Here is an 18,746-nt window from a genome sequence, read left to right as displayed (position 1 = left end):
CATCCGCACGTGGAACACTTCCTCCAGGCGCTCCTTCTCGGCCTCGTCCAAGGCTTGACGGAGTTCCTGCCCATCTCCTCGAGCGGTCACATCCGGCTCGTCGCGCTCTTCTTCCCGCACCCCGCGGGCAAAGAGTTCGACCCGGGTGCCGCGTTCACCGCGATCATCCAGCTCGGCACCGAGCTGGCGGTGCTGATCTACTTCTGGAAGGACGTCTCGAGGATCGTCTCGCGCTGGTTCCTGGCGCTGTTCGGTCGGTTCGACCGCAAAGATCCCGACGTCAGGATGGGCTGGCTGGTGATCATCGGCACGTTTCCGATCGTCATCGTCGGCGTGCTGACCCAGAAGTTCATCGCGAACGAGTTCCGGTCGCTGTGGTTGCTCGCCTCCGTGCTGATCGTCTTCGGCCTGATCCTGGCGGCTGCCGACATCCTCGGCCGCAAGACCCGCCCGTTCGAGAAGATGACCTGGGGCCATGGCATCGCGATCGGGATCGCGCAGGTCCTCGCCTTGATCCCCGGGGTCTCGCGCTCCGGCGCGACCACGTCCGCCGGTCTCGCCCTCGGCTATTCGCGCCCTGCCGCCGCCCGCTTCTCCTTCCTGCTCGCCATCCCGGCCGTCTTCGGGTCGGGCTTGTTCGAGGCGTACCAGGCGGTCCACGACAGCGCCCACAACCCGTTCTCCTGGCCCGACACGATCGCGGCGACGGTCGTGGCCTTCGTCGTCGGGTTCGTGGTGATCGCGTTCTTCATGAACTACATCTCGAAGCGCACGTTCCTCCCGTTCGTCGTCTACCGCATCGTGCTCGGCGTCGTCCTCTTCGTGCTCCTCGGCGCCGGGGTGATCGGCTGATGCGGTCCTGGACCGCTCCAGCCATTCCTCCCTCCCGGGAACGAGCCCCGTTCCGATCCTGTTCGACACCGCGTCGGGCGCGGCTCGCGCGACCGTGGGCGGCCAGCTCTACGTCTGCGGCATCACGCCGTACGACGCCACGCATCTCGGTCACGCCGCCACGTATCTCGCGTTCGACACGCTCGGTCGCGTCTGGCGCGACGCGGGTGTCGAGGTCGTCTACGCCCAGAACACCACCGACGTCGACGATCCGCTGCTCGAGCGCGCCCGAGACACCGGGGTCGACTGGCGTGAGCTCGCCGCCTCCCAGACCGACCTGTTCCGCTCCGACATGCAGCACCTGCGCGTGATCCCACCCGATCACTTCGTGGCCGTGACCGATGTCATCGCCCCGATCGGCGACGCCGTGGCGACTCTTCTCGACACCGGGTTCGCCTACCGCGTCGAGACTCCCGACTCCGACGTGGGCGACGACGTCTACTTCGACGTCGAGGCGGCAGCGGGGTCGACCTCCTGGCACCTCGGCATCGAGAGCCGTCTCGACGCGGCGAGCATGCTGGGGTTCTTCACCGAGCGCGGTGGCGATCCGGAGCGCATCGGCAAACGGAGCGAACTCGATCCGCTGCTCTGGCGCTCGGCTCGCTCCGACGAGCCGTCCTGGCCGTCCGCCGTCGGGGAAGGGCGCCCCGGTTGGCACATCGAGTGCACGGTCATCGCCCTGCAGCACCTCGGCAGACCCGTCTCGGTCAACGGCGGCGGGTCCGATCTGATCTTTCCGCACCACGAGATGAGCGCCGGGCACGGGACGGCGCTCACGGGCGAGACGTTCGCCTCCCACTACGCTCACGGCGGCATGGTCGCGTACCGCGGCGAGAAGATGTCGAAATCGCTCGGCAACCTGGTGAAGGTCTCCGAACTGGTGGCCGAGGAGGTCGACCCGCGAGCGATCCGCCTCGCGCTGCTCACCCATCACTACCGCAGCGACTGGGAGTGGTTCGACGACGACGTCTTCGCCGCCATCGCCCGGCTCACGCACTGGGTCGAGTGGGCCGGAGTCGCTGTCGACGGTTCCGGCGAGACGGCTCTGCTGGCCGAGCTACGAGCCGCCCTCGCCGACGACCTCGACACGCCCGAGGCCGTCGCCGCCGTCGAGCGGGCCGCCCGTTCGGGCGGTGCTCCCACCTCCGTCGACCTCGACGCCGTCGACGCGCTGCTCGGGATCGACCTCCGCCGGAGCACCAGCGCGCGATCCTAGACTGGCAGGATGCTCAGGCCCCTCGATCCACTGCCGCACCCACCCCGTCGAGTGGTGATCGCAGGCGTCTCCGGCGCCGGGAAGTCGACGCTGGCCAGGCGTCTGTCGCGGATCCTGCAGCTTCCGTACACCGAACTCGACTCCCTTTTCCACGGCCCCGACTGGACCGAGCGTGAGACTTTCGTCGCCGACGTCGACGCTCTGACGCAGACAGAGCGCTGGGTCAGCGAATGGCAGTACACCGCCGTTCGACCCCTGCTCCTCGAACGCGCCGACACTCTCGTGTGGCTCGATCTTCCGTACCGGATCGTCCTCCGCCGCGTGGTCGGCCGGACCGTCCGCAGGCGCCTCCGTCGGGAGCGACTCTGGAACGACAACGTCGAGGGCCCTCTGACGGGTTTCTTCACCGACCCGGACCACATCGTGCGCTGGTCGATCCGCAGCCGCAACAAGCTGCGTGACCTCCCCGAGCTGGTGGCGGCCGAGTATCCGCGTCTGCAGGCGGTTCGCCTCCGCTCACCCCGCGAGGTGGAGCAGTTCATCTTCGCGGCGGGCACCCACCGCGCCGACTCCCGCGACGTGTAGCGCCACTCAGGCGGACGGCGGACGCCACGGGTCGTCGCCCGATTTGCCGTCTCGCTTGCGGAGGTAGCGCTCGAACTCCTGAGCGATCGCCTCGCCCGATGCCTCGGGGGAGTCGACGGTGTCGCGTGCCTGTTCGAGCTGCTCGATGTATCCGGCCATGTCGTCGTCCTCCGCGGCGAGCGCGTCGATCCCACTCTCCCAGGCCGCGGCCTCTTCGGCGAGGTCGCCTCGAGGAATGGACACACCGGTGATCTCCTCGACCTTCTCGAGGATGGCCAGCGAAGCCTTCGGCGACGGGGCGTTGTGCACGTAGTGGGGGACGGAGGCCCAGATGGACAGGGTCGGGACGCCAGCGGCCTCGAGCGCCTCGGAGAGAACCGAGAGGATGCCGACCGGGCCCTCGTAGCTGCTCCGCTCCACCGTGAACTCGGCCCGGACGTCGGGGTTCTCGCTGCCGACGTAGATCGAGATCGGACGCGTGTGCGGGACGTCGGCGAGCATGGCTCCGACGAAGACGACGCCGGTGACGTCGTGGACGTCGGCGAGGTCGACGATCTCGGCGGCGAAGCTGCGCCAGCTGCGCGACGGCTCTGCGCCGAGCAGGACCAGCAGACCGCCGTCGGCGGGGAGTCGGAAGTCTCGATCGAACCGTCGATGCCGGTCACGGGAGACGCCACGGCCGGCGTGCCGTGCAGGAGGATCCGCGGCCAGATCAGAGTCGAGTTCCCCTCCTCGTCGTGCGCGGCCTGGGGTCGGTTGAACTGGAAGTCGATGTACGCCTCGCCGTCGAGCTCGGCGAGGGTCGTCATGTCGAGGGAGTCGACGAGGGCGCGCGCGACGTTGCTCGCCGCTTCACCCGCGTCGTTCCAGCCCTCGAACGCGACGACGAGCAGCCGACCCTCAGCAAAATGTGACGTTGGCGACACCTGGCATCCTCACTGCGCACAGCACGGGTTCGTCCCTGGCGCGTTGACCCTCCACGATAGACCGTGCCGGGGCCGATCGAAGCCGCCGCTCACCGTCCTGCACGGGGCCTTTGAGCCCGTGCGCCTAGACTCGTACGTCGTGACCGAAACCACCACCACCGCTTCCGGCGCCGAGGAGGCCCTGCCTGCCGCCGTCCTCTGGGACATGGATGGCACCCTCGTCGACACCGAACCGTACTGGCAGGAGTCGCAGGTCCGACTCGTCGCCGAGCACGGCGGTACCTGGAGCCGCGAAGACGGCGACTCGCTGATCGGGTCCGGTCTCTGGCACTCCGCGCGGGTGCTGCAAGAGCACGGCGTGAAACTCTCCGAGCAGGAGATCATCGACCGCATGACGGACGACGTCCTCGTCTCGGTCCGCGAACACCTCCCGTGGCGCCCCGGGGCCCGCGAACTCCTGCGATCGGTGCGCGACGCCGGCATCCCGACGGCCCTCGTCACGATGTCGATCCGCCGCATGGCCGACTTCATCGCCTCCGCCATCGACTTCGACGCGTTCGACGTCGTCATCGCGGGCGACGAGGTCGAGCACGCCAAACCGCACCCCGACCCGTACCTGCGCGCCGCGTCCGCGCTCGGCGTCGACGTGGCCTCGTGCATCGCCATCGAAGACAGCCCGACGGGGCTGGCGTCGGCGCTGGCCGCCGGCGCGACCGCCATCGGTGTCGAGCACCACGCGCCGCTCCCGACAGACGGCGCGTTCGTGCACCGCCGCTCGCTCGAGGGCGTCGCGCTCGACGATCTCCGCGACATCCTGCGCACCGGCCGCGCCCTGGCGGCGCTCCCCGAGGGCGACGCGTGAGCGCCCTCCGCCGGCAGAGCGGCCCCTTCCTCTGGGGAGACAAGGTGCAGCTCACCGGCCCCAAGGGTCGCATGCACACCATCACCCTGACCCAGGGCGCCGTCTTCCACACGCACCGCGGAATGATCGCCCACGAAGACGTCGTCGATCTTCCCGACGGTTCGGTCATCGAGTCCACGACCGGTGACGAGTACCTCGCGCTGCGGCCGCTGTTGGCGGACTTCGTCATGTCGATGCCCCGCGGTGCCGCCATCGTCTACCCGAAGGACGCCGCGATGATCGTGACGTTCGCCGACATCTTCCCCGGCGCCACGGTCGTCGAGGCGGGCGTCGGTTCCGGTGCCCTCTCGCTGTCGCTGCTCAGAGCCATCGGCCCGGACGGCCGACTCGCGTCGTTTGAGCGGCGCGAGGAGTTCGCCGACGTCGCCCGGGGCAATGTGACCAGCTTCCTCGGAGCCGCACCCGAGAACTGGTCGGTGACCGTCGGCGACCTCGTCGACGAATTGCCGACCGTGGTCGAACCGGGTACCGCCGACCGCGTCGTGCTCGACATGCTCGCCCCGTGGGAGTGCGTCGAGGCCACCGCAGAGACCCTCAAGCCGGGCGGCCTGGTGGTCTGCTACATCGCGACCGTCACGCAGCTCTCCCGCACTGCCGAGGCGTTCCGCGCCTCGGGGCAGTTCACCGAGCCCGACTCGTCCGAGACGCTCGTGCGGTCGTGGCACGTCGAAGGCCTCGCGGTCCGGCCCGACCACCGGATGATCGCCCACACCGGCTTCCTCATGACCGCTCGCCGGCTGGCGCCGGGTGCGATCCTGCCCCAGCTCAAACGACGCGCCTCGAAGTCCGACTTCAGCGACGAAGACGTCGAACTCTGGACCCCGGGGGCCCTGGGCGAGCGTTCGGCGAGCGCCAAGAAGCTCCGCAAGACCGCCAGGCAGGCGCAGGACGCCGCCGCCAAAGCCGTAGCCGGGGCCGACGCTCACGACTCCACGACCACCACCGAACAGGACTGACACTCGTGCAGATGAAGATCACCAAGACACTCGCCATCGCCGCCACCGTCGGCGCCCTCGTCTCGCTCGGGCTCGCCGGGTGTTCGGCCTCGACCGACTCCAGCGCCAGCTGCGGCACCAAGTCCGGCAGCGTCTCCGACTCGATCAAGGCGACCGGCAAGGTCGGAAGCGCTCCCAAGGTGAGCTTCGAGAAGAAGCTGTCGACGAAGACCACCGAGAAGTCGACTCTGGTCAAGGGCAAGGGCGCCGCGATCAAGTCGGGTCAGCCCGTCATCTTCCAGGTGAGCCTGTACGACGGAGCGACCGGCAAGAAGGCCACCGCCACCGACTACACCTCGAGCGGTACGTACCTCGTCGCCGGCAAGAGCGACAGCCTCAACGCCCTCAGCGAGGGCCTGGTCTGCTCGCACGTCGGGGACCGCATCGCCATCGCCGGAAGCGCGAAGGACTCCACGGGCGGTCAGGGGATCAGCCAGTACAAGATCGGTGCGAAAGACTCCGTCGTGTTCGTCGCCGACGTCCTCAAGGCGTTCCCGTCGAGGGCCACCGGCGCGAAGCAGGCGCCGGTCGCCGGAGTGTCCACCGTCAAGCTGGCCAAGGACGGCGCGCCGACGATCACCGTGTCGAAGGCCAAGGCGCCGACCACGACGCAGGCGACCACGCTGATCAAGGGCACGGGCGCGAAGATCGCCAAGGGCGATTCGATCATGGTGCAGTACACCGGTGTCGTCTACGCGACGGGCAAGGTCTTCGACTCCTCGTGGGCGAAGAAGCAGCCCTTCGTGGCCACGCTGACGACATCGGCGATCATTCCCGGCTGGGTCAACGGCCTCGCCGGCAAGACCGTCGGCAGTCAGGTGCTCCTCACGATCCCTCCGGCCGACGGCTACGGCACGAAGGCCCAGACCGGAATCCCCGCGAATTCGACGCTCGTCTTCGCCATCGACATCCTGGGCAAGGTGTCGTAGTTCGACCCAGTAGGCTGATCGGGCTGTGCCCGCGAGGGCCCCGCACACCACGTGCAGTGACAGAGAAAGAGGATTCGTGCGCAAGCTCCCCGCGCTGATCGTTGTAGCCGGACTCCTGGCGACGTTGACCGCCTGCTCGACGAGCGCCGCGCCCGGCTCCGCCGGTTGCACGACGCCCGCCTCGGGCGACGCCTCCTCGGTCGTCACGGCGACGGGCGCCTTCGGGTCGAAGCCGACGGTCAAGATCCCCACGCCGGTCAACACCAAGCACACCGAGGTCTCGACCCTGATCCAGGGTCACGGGCAGATCCTCACCGACGGCACACCGTCGCTGATCAAGTACACGATCTACAGCGGCAAGACCGGCAAGGAGGTCTCGTCGAGCTCCTACTCGAAGCCGACCACGCCGATCACTGTCGGTGCCACCAAGGGCGGCCCTCTGGTCGACGCCCTGGAATGCTCCCAGGTCGGGTCCCGTCTTGCCGTCGCGGTCAAGGCCAGCGAGCTGACCACCAGCACGTCCGGCACCGCCGCGAAGCCGAACGGCAAGTCCGGCCCCGCGTACATCGCCGTCATCGACGTCGTGAAGGCCTTCCTGCCGAAAGCCGACGGCGCCCTCCAGGCCGGCGTCAACAACATGCCTGCCGTCGTCACGGCCGCGAACGGCGCCCCGGGCATCAGCATCCCCGACACGGCGGCCCCGAAAGCCGAGAAGGTCCAGGTCGTCCGAAAGGGCAGCGGCGCAACCCTGACCGCGAAAGACACCGCGATCGTGCAGTTCACGGCGGTCGACTGGGCGTCCGCGCCGACGGTGCAGGGCTCCACCTGGACGGACGGCGACGCCGCGACCACCGTGGCGCTGTCCTCCAAGACCCTTCCCTCGTCGATCAAGAAGGCGCTCGTCGGTCAGAAGGTCGGCTCGCAGGTCATGGTCGTCGTCCCGCCGACCGCATCGAGCGGTTCGGCAACGACGTACGTCTACGTCTTCGACGTCCTGGGTGCGCTCTGACGCAGCTCGTCCCCGAGTCGGCCTCCGGGCTGATCTAAGATCGTCGTCGTGCCGTCTTCTCGCGTTCCTCGCGTCCCCGTCGAAGAGAGGCTGTTCAGCCTCGTCCTCGCCCTGCTCGCGACCGAGACCGGCCTCACCAAGACCGAGATCCTCTCGACGGTCCAGGGCTATCGGCAGCGCTGGTCGTCCGGCGACAACGCGGCGCTGGAGCGTCAGTTCGAGCGAGACAAAGACGACATCCGCGAGTTGGGCGTCCCCCTCGAGACCCTCGAAGAACCCGGGTCGAGCGGCAACAACCAGAACCTCCGCTACCGGATCCCTCGCGGGGCCTACGAGCTCCCCGACGACATCATCTTCTCCTCCGAAGAGACCGCCTTGCTCACCCTGGCCGCCATGGTCTGGCGCGAGGGCACGCTCTCGGGCGAGTCGCGCCGGGCTCTGCTCAAGCTCCGCAGCCTCGGGGGAGCGACCCCCGTCCCCGAACTCGACTACGCGCCGCGCATCCGCTCCCGAGACGCCGCGTTCGACCCGCTGCGCACAGCGCTCGACCGCTCGGCCGTCGTCCGCTTCGACTACCTCAAGCCCGGCGAGCAGGCACCCCGCGCGCGCCGCGTCGTCCCGTACGCCCTCGTGCAGTTCCAGGGCCGCTGGATGTGCTCGGCGATCGATCCCGAGACGGGGGTCGGCGCACCTTCCTGCTGTCGCGCATCGTGGGCGCCGTGACCGTCACGGGCGAGATCGTCGACCGACCAGCCGACGCGACCGCCGAGCGCTCGCTCGCCGACCTCGAGGAGCTCTGGGAGAAGCAGACCGCCACCGTGCGGGTGGACCCCAACTCGGACGCCGAGACGCGCCTGCTCAAGCGTCGAGGGACGACACGCACCGACGACGGCTCGCTCACCGTGCACTGGTCCGACCGCTATCTCCTCGCCGACGAGCTCGCCTCGTTCGGCCCCGAGGTCGAGGTCGTCTCGCCCGACTCCGTTCGCTCGCTCGTTCGCGAGCGTCTGACGACTCTCATCGCCGATCACGAGGGAAGCCACAGTGCCTGATCGCAGCTCGGCCTTCCAGGCACAAGACAAGCTTGCCTTCCTGCTGTCGCTCGTGCCCTACCTGATGGACAGGGGCAGCGTCAGCGTCGCCGAGGCGGCGACCCACTTCGGCGTTCCCGTCACGCAGATCCGCCGGGCCGTCGAACTCATCGCCGTCTCGGGCATCCCCGGTGAGACGACGCAGTACCAGCACGGCGACCTCTTCGACATCGCCTGGGACGACTTCGAGCAGAACGACGTCATCGTCCTCACCAACCTGGTCGCGATCGACGATTCGCCCCGGTTCTCCGCGCGCGAAGCCGCCGCTCTGATCGCAGGACTCCAATACCTGTCCTCGCTTCCGGAGAACGCCGACCGGCAGGCCATCGCCACCCTGATGTCGAAGCTCTCGCGCGGTTCCTCCGGCGCACCGAGCCAGGTCGCCGTCGAGAACACCGAGACGAACCAGCTCCTGGCGCTCGTGCGACGTGCCACGTCCGAGGGCGTCCAGCTCGAGTTCGACTACGCCGGGGTGCGCGGGCAGACCGAACGTCGCAGGGTCGATCCGCTGCGGGTGGAGTCCCTCGACGCCGACTGGTACCTCCGCGGCTACGACCACCTGCGCGAAGCCGTCCGCACGTTCCGCCTCGACCGCATCAGCCAGGCCGCCGTCAGCGCCAGCCCGATCTCGTACCGCGCCGCCGACGTCACCCTTCCCGAGAAGCTCTTCGAGGGCTCGCCCGACGACGTCCTGGTCACCGTCGAGATCGACACGGCGGCCGCATCCTTCCTCGCCGACTACGCGCCCGACGACGTCGAAGCCGTCGATAGCGTCCGGAGCAGGATGCTCGTGCGCGTCAACCAGTTCGGCTCCCTGGCTCGGCTGATCGCCGGTCTGCCGGGCCGACCGCAGGTCATCGCCCCCGCCGCCGCGAGGGCGGCAGTGGCCGATTGGGCAATCCGCGCCGCGGCGCGCTACGAATCGTAGATGTGCTTTCGCCGAGCGTGCCAACAATGTGACTCGCCGGCGCTACACTGAGAACTCCACGAACTTGCAAGGAGGCAATCGCCATGTTCGGTAACGCCTTTGGTTGGCCCCACCTACTCATCATCCTCGTGATCCTGCTGCTGCTCTTCGGTGCGCCGAAGCTCCCGGCACTCGCGAAGAGCATCGCCCAGTCGATGAAGATCTTCCGCACCGAGATGGGCCCCAACTCCGGTAACGCCGCGTCGAACGGAAGCAGTGCTGCTCCCACGGCCGGCACCACCAACACGTCGACCGACGACACCAACCCGGCGTCGTCGACCGACCTTCCGCCGAAGCCGTAGTCCGTGGCCGCGACCTCCGTACGCGGCGACGAAGCCGCTGACAAGGCACCGCGGCCTGGGCGCTCCTCCAAGAGCGCCGAAGGGCGTATGTCGCTCGGGCAGCATTTCATCGAGCTTCGCAAGAGGCTCTTCCTGGCTGCGGTGTCGATCGCGCTCTGCTCGGTGGCCGGCTGGTTCCTCTCGCCGTACGTCCTCGACGCTCTCCGAGCGCCTGTGCTGCAGATCGCCGGTTCCGACCACCGCCAGGCTTCGCTGAACTTCGCCAACATCACCGGCGCGTTCGACCTCAAGCTGACGATCACCGTGACCGTCGGCGTGATCATCTCGAGCCCGATGTGGCTGTACCAGGTCTGGGCGTTCATCGTCCCCGCTCTGGTGCGCAAAGAGAAGCTCTACGCGCTCGGATTCCTCCTCACGGCCATCCCGCTGTTCCTGGCGGGCTGCTGCGCCGGGTACTTCGTGCTGCCGCACATCGTCCAGGTCATGACGAGCTTCATCGCCCAGCAAGACTCGAGCATCATCGACGCGAAGACCTACTACGACTTCGTGCTGAAGCTCGTCCTCGCCGTCGGTGTCGCGTTCGTGCTGCCGGTGTTCCTCGTGCTGCTCAACTTCGTCGGAGTCATCTCGGCGAAGTCGATCATCAAGAGCTGGCGCGTCGCGATCATCCTGATCGTCCTCTTCACGGCGATCGTCACGCCTGCCGCCGACGTCATCTCGATGCTGCTGCTGGCCGTGCCGATGATCCTGCTCTACCTCGCAGCCTGCGCGGTCACGTTCTTCCACGACCGTCGCGTCGCCAAGCGAGTCGCCCAGCTCGACGCCGAGCTCGACGCAGAACTGGCGGGCGAGTAGCGTTCGACGTCGCTCCTCGTCTCGGGTCTCCCACGGCCCGAGACGGGGCGTGACAGAATCGAAGGCGTGACCAGTAGCGAACTGTCTCCGGCCGAGCGGTTCTCCGCTTCGCGCACCCGAACCCGCACGCCGCAGCTGCAGGCCTTCCGGTCGCGGTTGTCGTTCGGTCTCGACGCCTTCCAGATCGCCGCGTGCGAGGTGGTCGAAGAGGGGCGCAGCGTGCTCGTGGCGGCTCCGACCGGCGCGGGCAAGACGCTCGTGGCCGAGTTCGCGATCCATCTCGCCATGCAGGATCCCCGCGACAAGGTGTTCTACACGGCTCCGATGAAGGCGCTCTCGAACCAGAAGTACCAAGAGCTGGTCGCCGAATACGGCGCCGGCGAGGTCGGCCTGCTGACGGGCGACACGAACGTCAACTCTCGGGCGCGCATCGTGGTCATGACCACCGAGGTGCTCCGCAACATGCTCTACGCGGGCAGCGATCTGCTCGACGACCTCCGCTACGTGGTGCTCGACGAGGTCCACTTCCTCGGCGACCGGTTCCGCGGCGCCGTCTGGGAAGAGGTCATCATCCACCTCCCGCTCGACGTCCGACTGGTGTCTCTGAGCGCGACGGTGTCGAACGCCGAAGAATTCGGCGACTGGCTTCAAGCCGTGCGCGGCGAGACCGACGTGATCGTCTCCGAAGAGCGCCCGGTTCCCCTTCAGCAGCACGTGCTCGTCGGCTCGAAGTACCTCGACCTCTTCGACTCGAGCGGCAAAGCGGCGACGAACCGCGTGAACCCCGAACTCGTCCGCGCAGCCTCCTGACCGGGCGGTCGTCCGGTCGCCGCGACCGGGGCGGCCGACCAGGATCAGGCTCCCACGGCTATCGGGGCAAGCCGCAGTCGCGCCCCCAGCAGAGCGGTCCGCAGAACTTCGGCCGAATGGACCGCTGGAAGATCGTCGAGCTCCTCGACGGAAAGAATCTGCTGCCGGCCATCTTCTTCGTCTTCAGCCGGGTCGGCTGCGACCAGGCCGTCCGCCAGGTCCTCCGCTCCGGGATCCGGCTCACGACCGCGCCCGAGCGCCAGGAGATCCGCGAGATCGTCGACGAGCACTGCCGCACCCTCCGCGACGAGGATCTGGCCGTGCTCGGCTACTACGAGTGGCTCGAAGGTCTCGAACGCGGCGTGGCCGCGCACCACGCAGGCCTCCTGCCGGCCTTCAAAGAGGTCGTGGAAGAGCTGTTCCAGCGCAAGCTCGTCAAGGTCGTCTTCGCGACCGAGACGCTCGCGCTCGGCATCAACATGCCGGCTCGCAGCGTCGTGCTGGAGAAGCTCGAGAAGTTCAACGGCGAATCCCGCGTGCCGATCACGCCGGGGGAGTACACGCAGCTCACCGGGCGAGCCGGCCGGCGAGGGATCGACGTCGAGGGCCACTCCGTCATCCAGTGGGCCCAGGGGCTCGACCCGCAGGCCGTCGCCTCGCTCGCTTCGCGGCGCACCTACCCGCTCAATTCGAGCTTCCGGCCGACCTACAACATGGCCGTCAACCTGATCGAGCAGTTCGGTCGCTCGCGCACCCGCGAGGTCCTCGAGACATCGTTCGCGCAGTTCCAGGCCGACCGCGCCGTCGTCGACCTCGCCCGCAAGGTCCGCACGCAGCAGCAGTCGCTCGACGGCTACGCGAAGTCGATGCAGTGCCACCTCGGCGACTTCGGCGAGTACATGCTGCTGCGACAGGACATCGCCGCCCTCGAGAAGCAGGGCGCGTCGCGCTCGGAGGCTCAGAGTCGCAGCGAGCGTGACCGGCGCCAGGAGAAGATCACGGCGCTCCGCCGCGAGCTGCGACAGCACCCCTGCAACGCCTGCACCGAACGCGAGCAGCACGCACGCTGGGCCGAGCGCTGGTACAGGCTCAAGAAGCAGACGGATCAGCTCTCCGCGCAGATCCGCAGCCGGACCGGAGCCGTCGCCAAGATCTTCGACAGGGTCACCGACGTCCTCCTCGATCTCGGGTACCTGGTGCCGCGAGACGGCTCCAACGCGGCCGAGGCCGCCACGTACGATTCGTCGTCGGTGTCGAAGGTGGCCGAGGTCGACGTCGCCTCGCCGGGCCGGACCCTGCGGCGCATCTACGGCGACCGCGATCTCCTGGTGGCCGAGTGCCTCCGGCGCGGCGTCTGGAACCAGCTCGACGTCCCGTCCCTGGCCGCGATGGCCGCGACGCTGGTCTACGAGCCGCGGCGCGACGAGGGAATGGTGTCGGAGCGCTATCTGCCGCGCGGAGAGTTCCGGACCGCTCTCGACCGGACCCGCACCATCTGGAGCGAACTCGACGACCTCGAGCAGGCCCACAAGCTGCCCGGTACAGCGCAGCCTGCGCCGGGTCTGGCCCTGGCCATGCACCGCTGGGCGCGAGGTGCCTCCCTCGACTCCGTCCTCGACGACGCCGAACTCGCCGCGGGCGACTTCGTGCGCTGGACGAAGCAGACCATCGACCTCCTCGACCAGCTGTCCGTCGTCGCCGATCCACCGGTCGGGCCGATCGCCCGCAAGGCGCTCGACGCCGTGCGACGCGGCATCGTCTCGTACACCGCGGTGTGAGCGGGCTCGGCACGGGCCTGCCTCGGGGTTTCTCCCAAGGATCGCGCGCCTACACTTCTCGGGTGCCACGCACCCCCGACTTCCACCTCCCGCTCTGGGTCGCCCTCATCGTGGCGCTCGGCGCGGGCCCGCTCCTCGACGCGGCGTTCCCCGACAAAGACATCTGGCCGCTCGCCTTCCTCGGAATCGGTCTCTACCTGGTCACGTTCCTCGGACGCCGAGTCGGCGGAGCCTTCCTCGTCGGCTTCGTCGGGGGTCTCTCGTTCTTCCTGGTGCACGTCCAGTGGACGAGCCTCTACCTCGGAGCGCTGCCCTGGGTCGCCCTGGCCACCCTCGAGGCCCTCTTCTTCGCTCTCGGAGCCGTCGCCATCACGCTGGCCTACCGGTGGGTGCCGCGCGTCTGGCCGACCACGCTCGGGCGGACGCTCCTCCTCCCGGTCGTCGTGGCGGGCCTCTGGACGGCGCGCGAGTACGCCTCGGGGCATTGGCCGTACGGCGGCTTCTCCTGGGGTCGTGTCGCCGAGAGCCAGTCTCAGAGCCCGTTCGCGCCGCTGGTGGCGTGGTTCGGCATCTCGGGTCTCAGCTTCCTGATGGTGGGGATCACGGCTCTCGTGATCCAGCTCGCCATCGAGAAGCCCGTCCTGCGGTCCACCCGGTTCCTGATCGGAGCCACGACGATCGTCGCGATCCTGGCCATCCCCGCGTGGCCTGCCCAGTCGGCGGGAACGTCGACCGTCGCCGCCGTGCAGGGCAACAGCAAGGCCGGCTACTTCGAGAAGCGGCAGTACGGCGATCTGACCGACGCGCAGGTCCTGGCGACCTACGACGGCGTGCCGACGTCGAAGAAGGTCGACATGATCGTCTGGCCCGAGGGCGCGAGCGACCGCGACCCCACCCGGGACCCCTACGGCACCTATGTCTTCAACACCATCACCAAGGCGTACCACGCGCCCCTCGTCTCGGGGGTGATCACGCAGAAGGGCAAGAAGCTCTTCAACTCGTCCGTGGTCTGGTCGGGCGGCAAGGTGACCGCGCAGTACGACAAGGTGCACCTGGTGCCGTTCGGCGAGTATGTGCCCGATCGCTCGTTCTGGAGACCGTTCGCGCCGTCCCTCATCGACCTCATCGCCCGCGACTACACGATCGGTACCCGAGGCAACGTCCTCGACGTGGGCAAGATCAAGGCGGGGATCTCGATCTGCTTCGACATCGTCGACGACGCTTTGACGACGAACATGGTCAAGGGCGGGGCGCAGATCATCCTCGCCCAGACGAACAACGCCGACTTCGGCCGCACCGACGAGAACACGCAGCAACTCGCCATCGCCAGGTTGCGAGCCATCGAGTCGTCTCGCCCCTCGTCAACATCTCGACGGTCGGCTCCAGCGCCGTCATCTCCGCCCAGGGCACCACCGTGCAGTCGATCCCCGCCTATCAGCCGGGCGTCCTGCTGACGACGGTCACGCTGGGCAAGGGCACCACGCCGGCGATCGAGGGGGAGCGGCAATGGAGGGCTTCGTCTCGATCCTGGGCCTCGCCGTTCTCGTCCTGGCGCGGATCCTGCTCGTCGGAACCGGATACGGCGACGCAGCCAGGGCGCGGCGGCACGCTCGCCGGGCCGGCCGAGCTGCGGCCAAGCTCTCTCGCGCGGCCTGACTGCCGCAAGGCGCCGTCGGAAGACGCAAAAGAGCGCCGGCTCTCACCGGCGCTCAGGGATGGCCGCCCAGCGCGGCGCATCGCAGAACGGTCGCTAGGCGCCGATCTTCTGCTGGCCCTTGCGAGCCCTCAAGAAGTCGAGTCGCTCCTGCAGCAATTCTTCGAGCTCGGGCCGCGTGCGGCGTTCGAGCAACATGTCCCAGTGGGTCCGCGGGACCTTGACGTCGCCTCGATCGATCTCGACCGGCTTTCCATCGGCGGAGAGCAGAAGGCCCTCTTGGCCCGTTTTCGGCGACTGCCAGGAGTCGGGTATCTCGGCCTCGGCTGCGAAGACGACATCGAATGTGGCGCCGTCCGCCGTCTGGTAGACAGCCTTCTTTCGGGGTGAGAACTCGACGCCCTCTTCGCTTTGGAGGCTCTGGCTTCCGAGCCTCATTCCGCGCAAACTGCGATCTGCCATTGTGTGGTCTCCTCTCGCGTTGCAATCCTCCGTTATAACGGCATACCATGGAGGGTTGTTCCAAGTGTGCTGATTTCACAGTGCGTACTCAGCACTTCAGGAGCCTCGAGCGATCAGCCGCCTGCCGTCTCGAAATCGTCGAGCACCTCGAGCCCCAGATCGGCCCTGTCGGTGATGATCCCGTCGACGCCGAGCTCGAGCAGGCGCCTCATGTCGGCCGGTGAATTGATGGTCCAGACGTGGACCTCGACACCGCTCTCGTGCGCCGCGCGGATGAGCGTCGGCGTGACGATGGGCACGCCCCGGAACGACTCCGGCACCTGGAGGGCATGAAGACCCCGCAGTGACCGGCGACGGAGTGCTGTGAGGGGCAGCCGCGCAGCGAGGGCGGCTAGGACGACGCCCCGCGACGACGGTGACGTGGCGACGCCGGGGAGAGCGGCGACCGCAGCCTTCCTGCGGGTGTCGTCGAAGGACGTCACGAGGACCCGGTCGAGGGCTTTTTCGTGCTCGATCGCCGCGACCGCGGGGCGAAGGGCCTCGTCGGACTTGATGTCGATGTTGAAGCGGGCGTCGGGGAAGGCGTGGAGAGCCTCGGCCAGCGTCGGCACCCTCTGATCGTGTCCGAGGTCGATGCGCTGGAGATCAGCGAGCGACGACTGCAGGATCGGCGTCGCGCGGCCGGTCAGACGGCCCAGGTCGGGATCGTGGCTGATGACCGCCACGCCGTCGCTCGTGGCGTGGACGTCGGTCTCGAGGTGTGTCACCCCGAGTGCGAGCGCCTCGAGAAACGCCAGGAGCGTGTTCTCGGGGGCTCCGACCGCCAGACCGCGGTGAGCGATGACCCGCGGCGCCGGGGGAGTGAACCACGAAGTCACGGTGCGACCGGCGCCGACACCTACTGGGCCGCGGGCGCAGCCGGGGAGTGTCGTCGCTCGCTGCGGTCGCACCGGCAGCGGCCGCAGCCGCCGCGGCAGCCGCCGCCACGGATTCTCCGCCCTTCACGGCCTCGCGAGCACCGAGGAACCCTGCGCCGACGCCCTTGAGGGCCTCGGTGAACTCGGACGGGATCATCCACACCTTGCTGGCATTGCCGTCGGCGATCTTCGGCAGCGTCTGGAGGTACTGATAGGCGAGCAGCTTGGGGTCGGCATCGCCGTCGTGGATGGCCTGGAAGACCGTCTGGATGGCCTGGGCTTCACCCTCGGCCCGGAGCACCTGGGACTTCGCAGCGCCCTCGGCTTCGAGGATGCTGGCCTGCCGGGAGCCCTCGGCCTGGAGGATGGCCGCCTGCTTCGTTCCCTCGGCCCGAAGGATCTGCGCGCGACGGTCACGCTCGGCGCGCATCTGCTGCTCCATGGAGTCCTGGATCGACAGGGGCGGCTCGATCGCCTTGAGCTCGACTCGACCGACGCGGATGCCCCACTTGCCGGTGGCCTCGTCGAGGACGATGCGCAGTTGACCGTTGATGTTGTCGCGGCTGGTCAGGGCTTCTTCGAGGTTCAGGCCACCGACGACGTTACGCAGCGTGGTGGTCGTGAGCTGCTCGACGGCACCGAGGTAATTGGCGATCTCGTAGGTCGCGGCGCGGGCGTCGGTGACCTGGAAGTAGACGACCGTGTCGATGGAGACCACCAGGTTGTCTTCCGTGATCACGGGCTGCGGAGGAAACGAGACGACTTGCTCGCGCATGTCGAGCAGCGGCCTGACCCGGTCGATGAACGGGACCAGGATGTTGAGGCCGGGGAGAGGGTCTTGTGGTACTTGCCGAGGCGCTCCACCACGCCGGCGGTCGCCTGCGGGATGATCCGGATCGCGCGGAACAGGATCACCAGCACGAAGATGACGACGATGATGAGGACGATGGCGAGCACGATGCCGCCGATTGTGGACGCGTCGGTCATGAGGATGTCCTTTCAGCAGGGACGACGACTGCCGTCGACCCCTCGATTGCGGTGACGACGACGGTCGCACCCGTGTCGATCGAGCCCTCGCCGGTCGGCGCGAGCAGGCGGGCGGTCCAGGTCTCGCCGTTGGCGAGCTTCACCTGCCCCAGAGCGGGGTCGTCGACGCGGCCGGCCAGTGGCACGACGACAGTGCCCCGCTGACCGAGCAGGGCGTCGACGTTCGACAGCGTCGGATCACCGCCGCGTTTGAGCGCGCGGAGCAGCGGTGGACGAACCGTGAAGAGCAGAAGGATGGAGACGACCGCGGCGACGACGACCGACAGCCAGAAGGGCCCGCCGAACAGTCCTGTGAGGAGCCCGCCGACGCTGCCGATGGCCAACATCAGGAACGTGAACTCGACTGTCGCCACCTCGACGATGACGAACAGGAGGATGAGCGCGACCCAGATGATCCACGAGTACTGAGTGAAGAACTCGACCATTGCTCCAGCCCCTCGGTGGTGTTATTTCTTTCGGTGTCATTCATACGCTAGCAGTCGCCCGAGCTCGTGCGCCGGAGCCACTTGGTATTCTCAGGGGCGGCGTTCGCGCCAGAAGCTCGCCCCACGACGAACAGGAGCCACCCCGTGTCCAACCCCCTCGCATCAGGATCCCTCTCGGGCAGCAGAGCCCTCGTCACGGGGTCGTCCCGCGGCGTCGGCGCCGACACCGCTCAGTTCCTCGCCGAGGCCGGAGCGCGCGTCGTCGTCAACTACCGCAACAAGGAGAAGCGCGCCCTGCAGCTCGTCTCGAAGATCGAGGAGAACGGCGGATCGGCGATCTCCATCGGTGCCGACCTCACCGATCCGGCCTCCGTCGCCGAGATGCTGGGCACGGTCCAGCGCGAGTTCGGCGGCCTCGACATCCTCGTCCTCAACGCCTCCGGCGGCATGGAATCCGGCATGGCCGAGAACTACGCGCTGCTGCTCAACCGAGACGCGCAGGTCGACGTCCTCACCCAGGCCCTCCCGCTGATGGCGCCCGGCTCGCGCGTCGTCTTCGTGACCAGCCACCAGGCGCACTTCATCCGCACGACCGAGACGATGCCCGAGTACCTTCCGGTGGCCCTCTCCAAGCGCGCGGGCGAAGACGCCCTCCGCGACCTCATCCCTTCTCTCGAGGAGAAGGGCGTCTCGTTCGTCGTCGTCTCCGGCGACATGATCGAGGGCACCATCACCGCGACGCTTCTCGAGCGATCGAATCCGGGTGCGATCTCGTCTCGACGCGAGTCGGCCGGCAAGCTCTACAACGTCGCGGAGTTCGCCGCCGAGGTCGCCCTCGCGGCCGTCGAAGATATCCCCGACGACAACACGCGCCTCGTGGGCGACGTGTCCGACTTCGTCGCCCAGGCGTAGGCGATGGCCGAGGTTCCCGGCCGGGGCGATGTGATCCTGCGGCTCACGTCGCG

The 18,746-nt window shown here is 68.2% G+C and carries 19 protein-coding genes and 3 pseudogenes; 16 read left to right on the top strand and 6 right to left on the bottom strand.

Annotation, left to right across the window (positions count from 1 at the left end; translation table 11 throughout):
• Window positions 1–9: 9 nt before the first annotated feature.
• The 3 genes from QUE79_RS13395 to QUE79_RS13385 are packed head-to-tail and all read left to right on the top strand — an operon-like array spanning window position 10 to window position 2,692.
• Entirely contained in the window at window positions 10–852 is an 843-nt protein-coding gene (locus QUE79_RS13395) for an undecaprenyl-diphosphate phosphatase (RefSeq protein WP_286343544.1), read from the top strand.
• Between the two features lie 7 nt (window positions 853–859).
• On the top strand, window positions 860–2,107 hold the full coding sequence (mshC, locus tag QUE79_RS13390; RefSeq protein ID WP_350271706.1) for a cysteine--1-D-myo-inosityl 2-amino-2-deoxy-alpha-D-glucopyranoside ligase: 1,248 nt from the start codon (window positions 860–862) through the stop codon (window positions 2,105–2,107).
• Window positions 2,108–2,116: 9 nt separating this feature from the next.
• A complete protein-coding gene (locus tag QUE79_RS13385) occupies window positions 2,117–2,692 on the top strand; it encodes a P-loop NTPase family protein (RefSeq protein WP_286343543.1) in 576 nt (191 codons plus the stop codon).
• 6 nt (window positions 2,693–2,698) lie between these two features.
• Here the strand turns inward: QUE79_RS13385 and QUE79_RS13380 are convergent, their stop codons facing one another.
• Together QUE79_RS13380 and QUE79_RS13375 are read right to left on the bottom strand one after the other, a co-directional pair.
• Window positions 2,699–3,295, bottom strand: a complete 597-nt coding sequence (locus QUE79_RS13380) for a proteasome assembly chaperone family protein (RefSeq protein ID WP_286346721.1) — start codon at window positions 3,293–3,295, stop codon at window positions 2,699–2,701.
• A 143-nt stretch (window positions 3,296–3,438) separates the two neighbouring features.
• A pseudogene (locus QUE79_RS13375) lies at window positions 3,439–3,618 on the bottom strand (PAC2 family protein); the annotation flags it as partial.
• 139 nt (window positions 3,619–3,757) lie between these two features.
• Here QUE79_RS13375 and QUE79_RS13370 point away from each other — a divergent pair.
• The 12 genes and pseudogenes from QUE79_RS13370 to QUE79_RS13320 all read left to right on the top strand — a co-directional run bounded on the left by QUE79_RS13370 (window position 3,758) and on the right by QUE79_RS13320 (window position 14,932).
• Window positions 3,758–4,480: an HAD family hydrolase gene (locus QUE79_RS13370; protein ID WP_286343542.1), complete on the top strand. Its 723-nt coding sequence runs from the start codon at window positions 3,758–3,760 to the stop codon at window positions 4,478–4,480.
• The gene (locus QUE79_RS13365) at window positions 4,477–5,496 is read left to right on the top strand and encodes a tRNA (adenine-N1)-methyltransferase (protein ID WP_286343541.1); all 1,020 of its coding nucleotides are present in this window, start codon (window positions 4,477–4,479) and stop codon (window positions 5,494–5,496) included. Before QUE79_RS13370 ends, QUE79_RS13365 begins: the two co-directional genes overlap by 4 nt.
• A gap of 11 nt (window positions 5,497–5,507) precedes the next feature.
• Window positions 5,508–6,464 carry an FKBP-type peptidyl-prolyl cis-trans isomerase gene (locus QUE79_RS13360; RefSeq protein WP_286343540.1) on the top strand — a complete coding sequence of 319 codons (957 nt, stop codon included), beginning with the start codon at window positions 5,508–5,510 and terminating at the stop codon, window positions 6,462–6,464.
• Window positions 6,465–6,540: 76 nt separating this feature from the next.
• Window positions 6,541–7,473 carry an FKBP-type peptidyl-prolyl cis-trans isomerase gene (locus QUE79_RS13355; protein ID WP_286343539.1) on the top strand — a complete coding sequence of 311 codons (933 nt, stop codon included), beginning with the start codon at window positions 6,541–6,543 and terminating at the stop codon, window positions 7,471–7,473.
• 48 nt (window positions 7,474–7,521) lie between these two features.
• Window positions 7,522–8,196, top strand: coding sequence for a helix-turn-helix transcriptional regulator (locus QUE79_RS26335; protein WP_491018480.1), 675 nt, complete (start codon window positions 7,522–7,524; stop codon window positions 8,194–8,196).
• Window positions 8,193–8,525 (top strand): WCX domain-containing protein, encoded by a 333-nt coding sequence (locus tag QUE79_RS26330; protein WP_491018479.1) that lies wholly within the window; start codon window positions 8,193–8,195, stop codon window positions 8,523–8,525. The genes QUE79_RS26335 and QUE79_RS26330 overlap by 4 nt, the downstream gene beginning before the upstream one ends.
• Window positions 8,518–9,492, top strand: coding sequence for a helix-turn-helix transcriptional regulator (locus QUE79_RS13345; RefSeq protein ID WP_286343538.1), 975 nt, complete (start codon window positions 8,518–8,520; stop codon window positions 9,490–9,492). The genes QUE79_RS26330 and QUE79_RS13345 overlap by 8 nt, the downstream gene beginning before the upstream one ends.
• Window positions 9,493–9,575: 83 nt before the next feature.
• Window positions 9,576–9,833, top strand: a complete 258-nt coding sequence (tatA, locus tag QUE79_RS13340; RefSeq protein ID WP_286343537.1) for a twin-arginine translocase TatA/TatE family subunit — start codon at window positions 9,576–9,578, stop codon at window positions 9,831–9,833.
• A gap of 87 nt (window positions 9,834–9,920) precedes the next feature.
• Window positions 9,921–10,688, top strand: a complete 768-nt coding sequence (gene tatC, locus QUE79_RS13335; RefSeq protein WP_286346720.1) for a twin-arginine translocase subunit TatC — start codon at window positions 9,921–9,923, stop codon at window positions 10,686–10,688.
• Between the two features lie 66 nt (window positions 10,689–10,754).
• Window positions 10,755–13,276 (top strand): annotated as a pseudogene (locus QUE79_RS13330) (DEAD/DEAH box helicase).
• Between the two features lie 62 nt (window positions 13,277–13,338).
• Complete coding sequence (gene lnt, locus QUE79_RS13325; RefSeq protein ID WP_286343536.1) at window positions 13,339–14,730, top strand: apolipoprotein N-acyltransferase; 1,392 nt, start codon at window positions 13,339–13,341, stop codon at window positions 14,728–14,730.
• Between the two features lie 52 nt (window positions 14,731–14,782).
• On the top strand, window positions 14,783–14,932 hold the full coding sequence (locus QUE79_RS13320; protein ID WP_286343535.1) for a hypothetical protein: 150 nt from the start codon (window positions 14,783–14,785) through the stop codon (window positions 14,930–14,932).
• Window positions 14,933–15,026: 94 nt separating this feature from the next.
• Here QUE79_RS13320 and QUE79_RS13315 read toward each other — a convergent pair whose 3' ends face one another.
• From QUE79_RS13315 to QUE79_RS13300, 4 genes and pseudogenes are all read right to left on the bottom strand, one after another.
• The gene (locus QUE79_RS13315; RefSeq protein WP_286343534.1) at window positions 15,027–15,392 is read right to left on the bottom strand and encodes an RNA polymerase-binding protein RbpA; all 366 of its coding nucleotides are present in this window, start codon (window positions 15,390–15,392) and stop codon (window positions 15,027–15,029) included.
• Between the two features lie 113 nt (window positions 15,393–15,505).
• Window positions 15,506–16,270, bottom strand: a complete 765-nt coding sequence (locus tag QUE79_RS13310) for a glycerophosphodiester phosphodiesterase family protein (RefSeq protein WP_286343533.1) — start codon at window positions 16,268–16,270, stop codon at window positions 15,506–15,508.
• Between the two features lie 136 nt (window positions 16,271–16,406).
• Window positions 16,407–17,296 (bottom strand): annotated as a pseudogene (locus QUE79_RS13305) (SPFH domain-containing protein); the annotation flags it as partial.
• The gene (locus QUE79_RS13300; RefSeq protein WP_286343532.1) at window positions 17,293–17,781 is read right to left on the bottom strand and encodes an NfeD family protein; all 489 of its coding nucleotides are present in this window, start codon (window positions 17,779–17,781) and stop codon (window positions 17,293–17,295) included. The gene QUE79_RS13300 and the pseudogene QUE79_RS13305, both read right to left, overlap by 4 nt.
• Before the next feature lie 144 nt (window positions 17,782–17,925).
• Here QUE79_RS13300 and QUE79_RS13295 point away from each other — a divergent pair, with 144 nt between their 5' ends.
• Complete coding sequence (locus tag QUE79_RS13295) at window positions 17,926–18,693, top strand: SDR family oxidoreductase (RefSeq protein ID WP_286343531.1); 768 nt, start codon at window positions 17,926–17,928, stop codon at window positions 18,691–18,693.
• Window positions 18,694–18,746: the final 53 nt, after the last annotated feature.

Origin of the sequence: Frondihabitans sucicola (assembly GCF_030296615.1) — a bacterium.
Taxonomy (GTDB): Bacteria; Actinomycetota; Actinomycetes; order Actinomycetales; family Microbacteriaceae; genus Frondihabitans; species Frondihabitans sucicola.
Note: the sequence above shows the minus strand (reverse complement) of the source record. Positions and strands in the feature narration are given on the sequence as shown.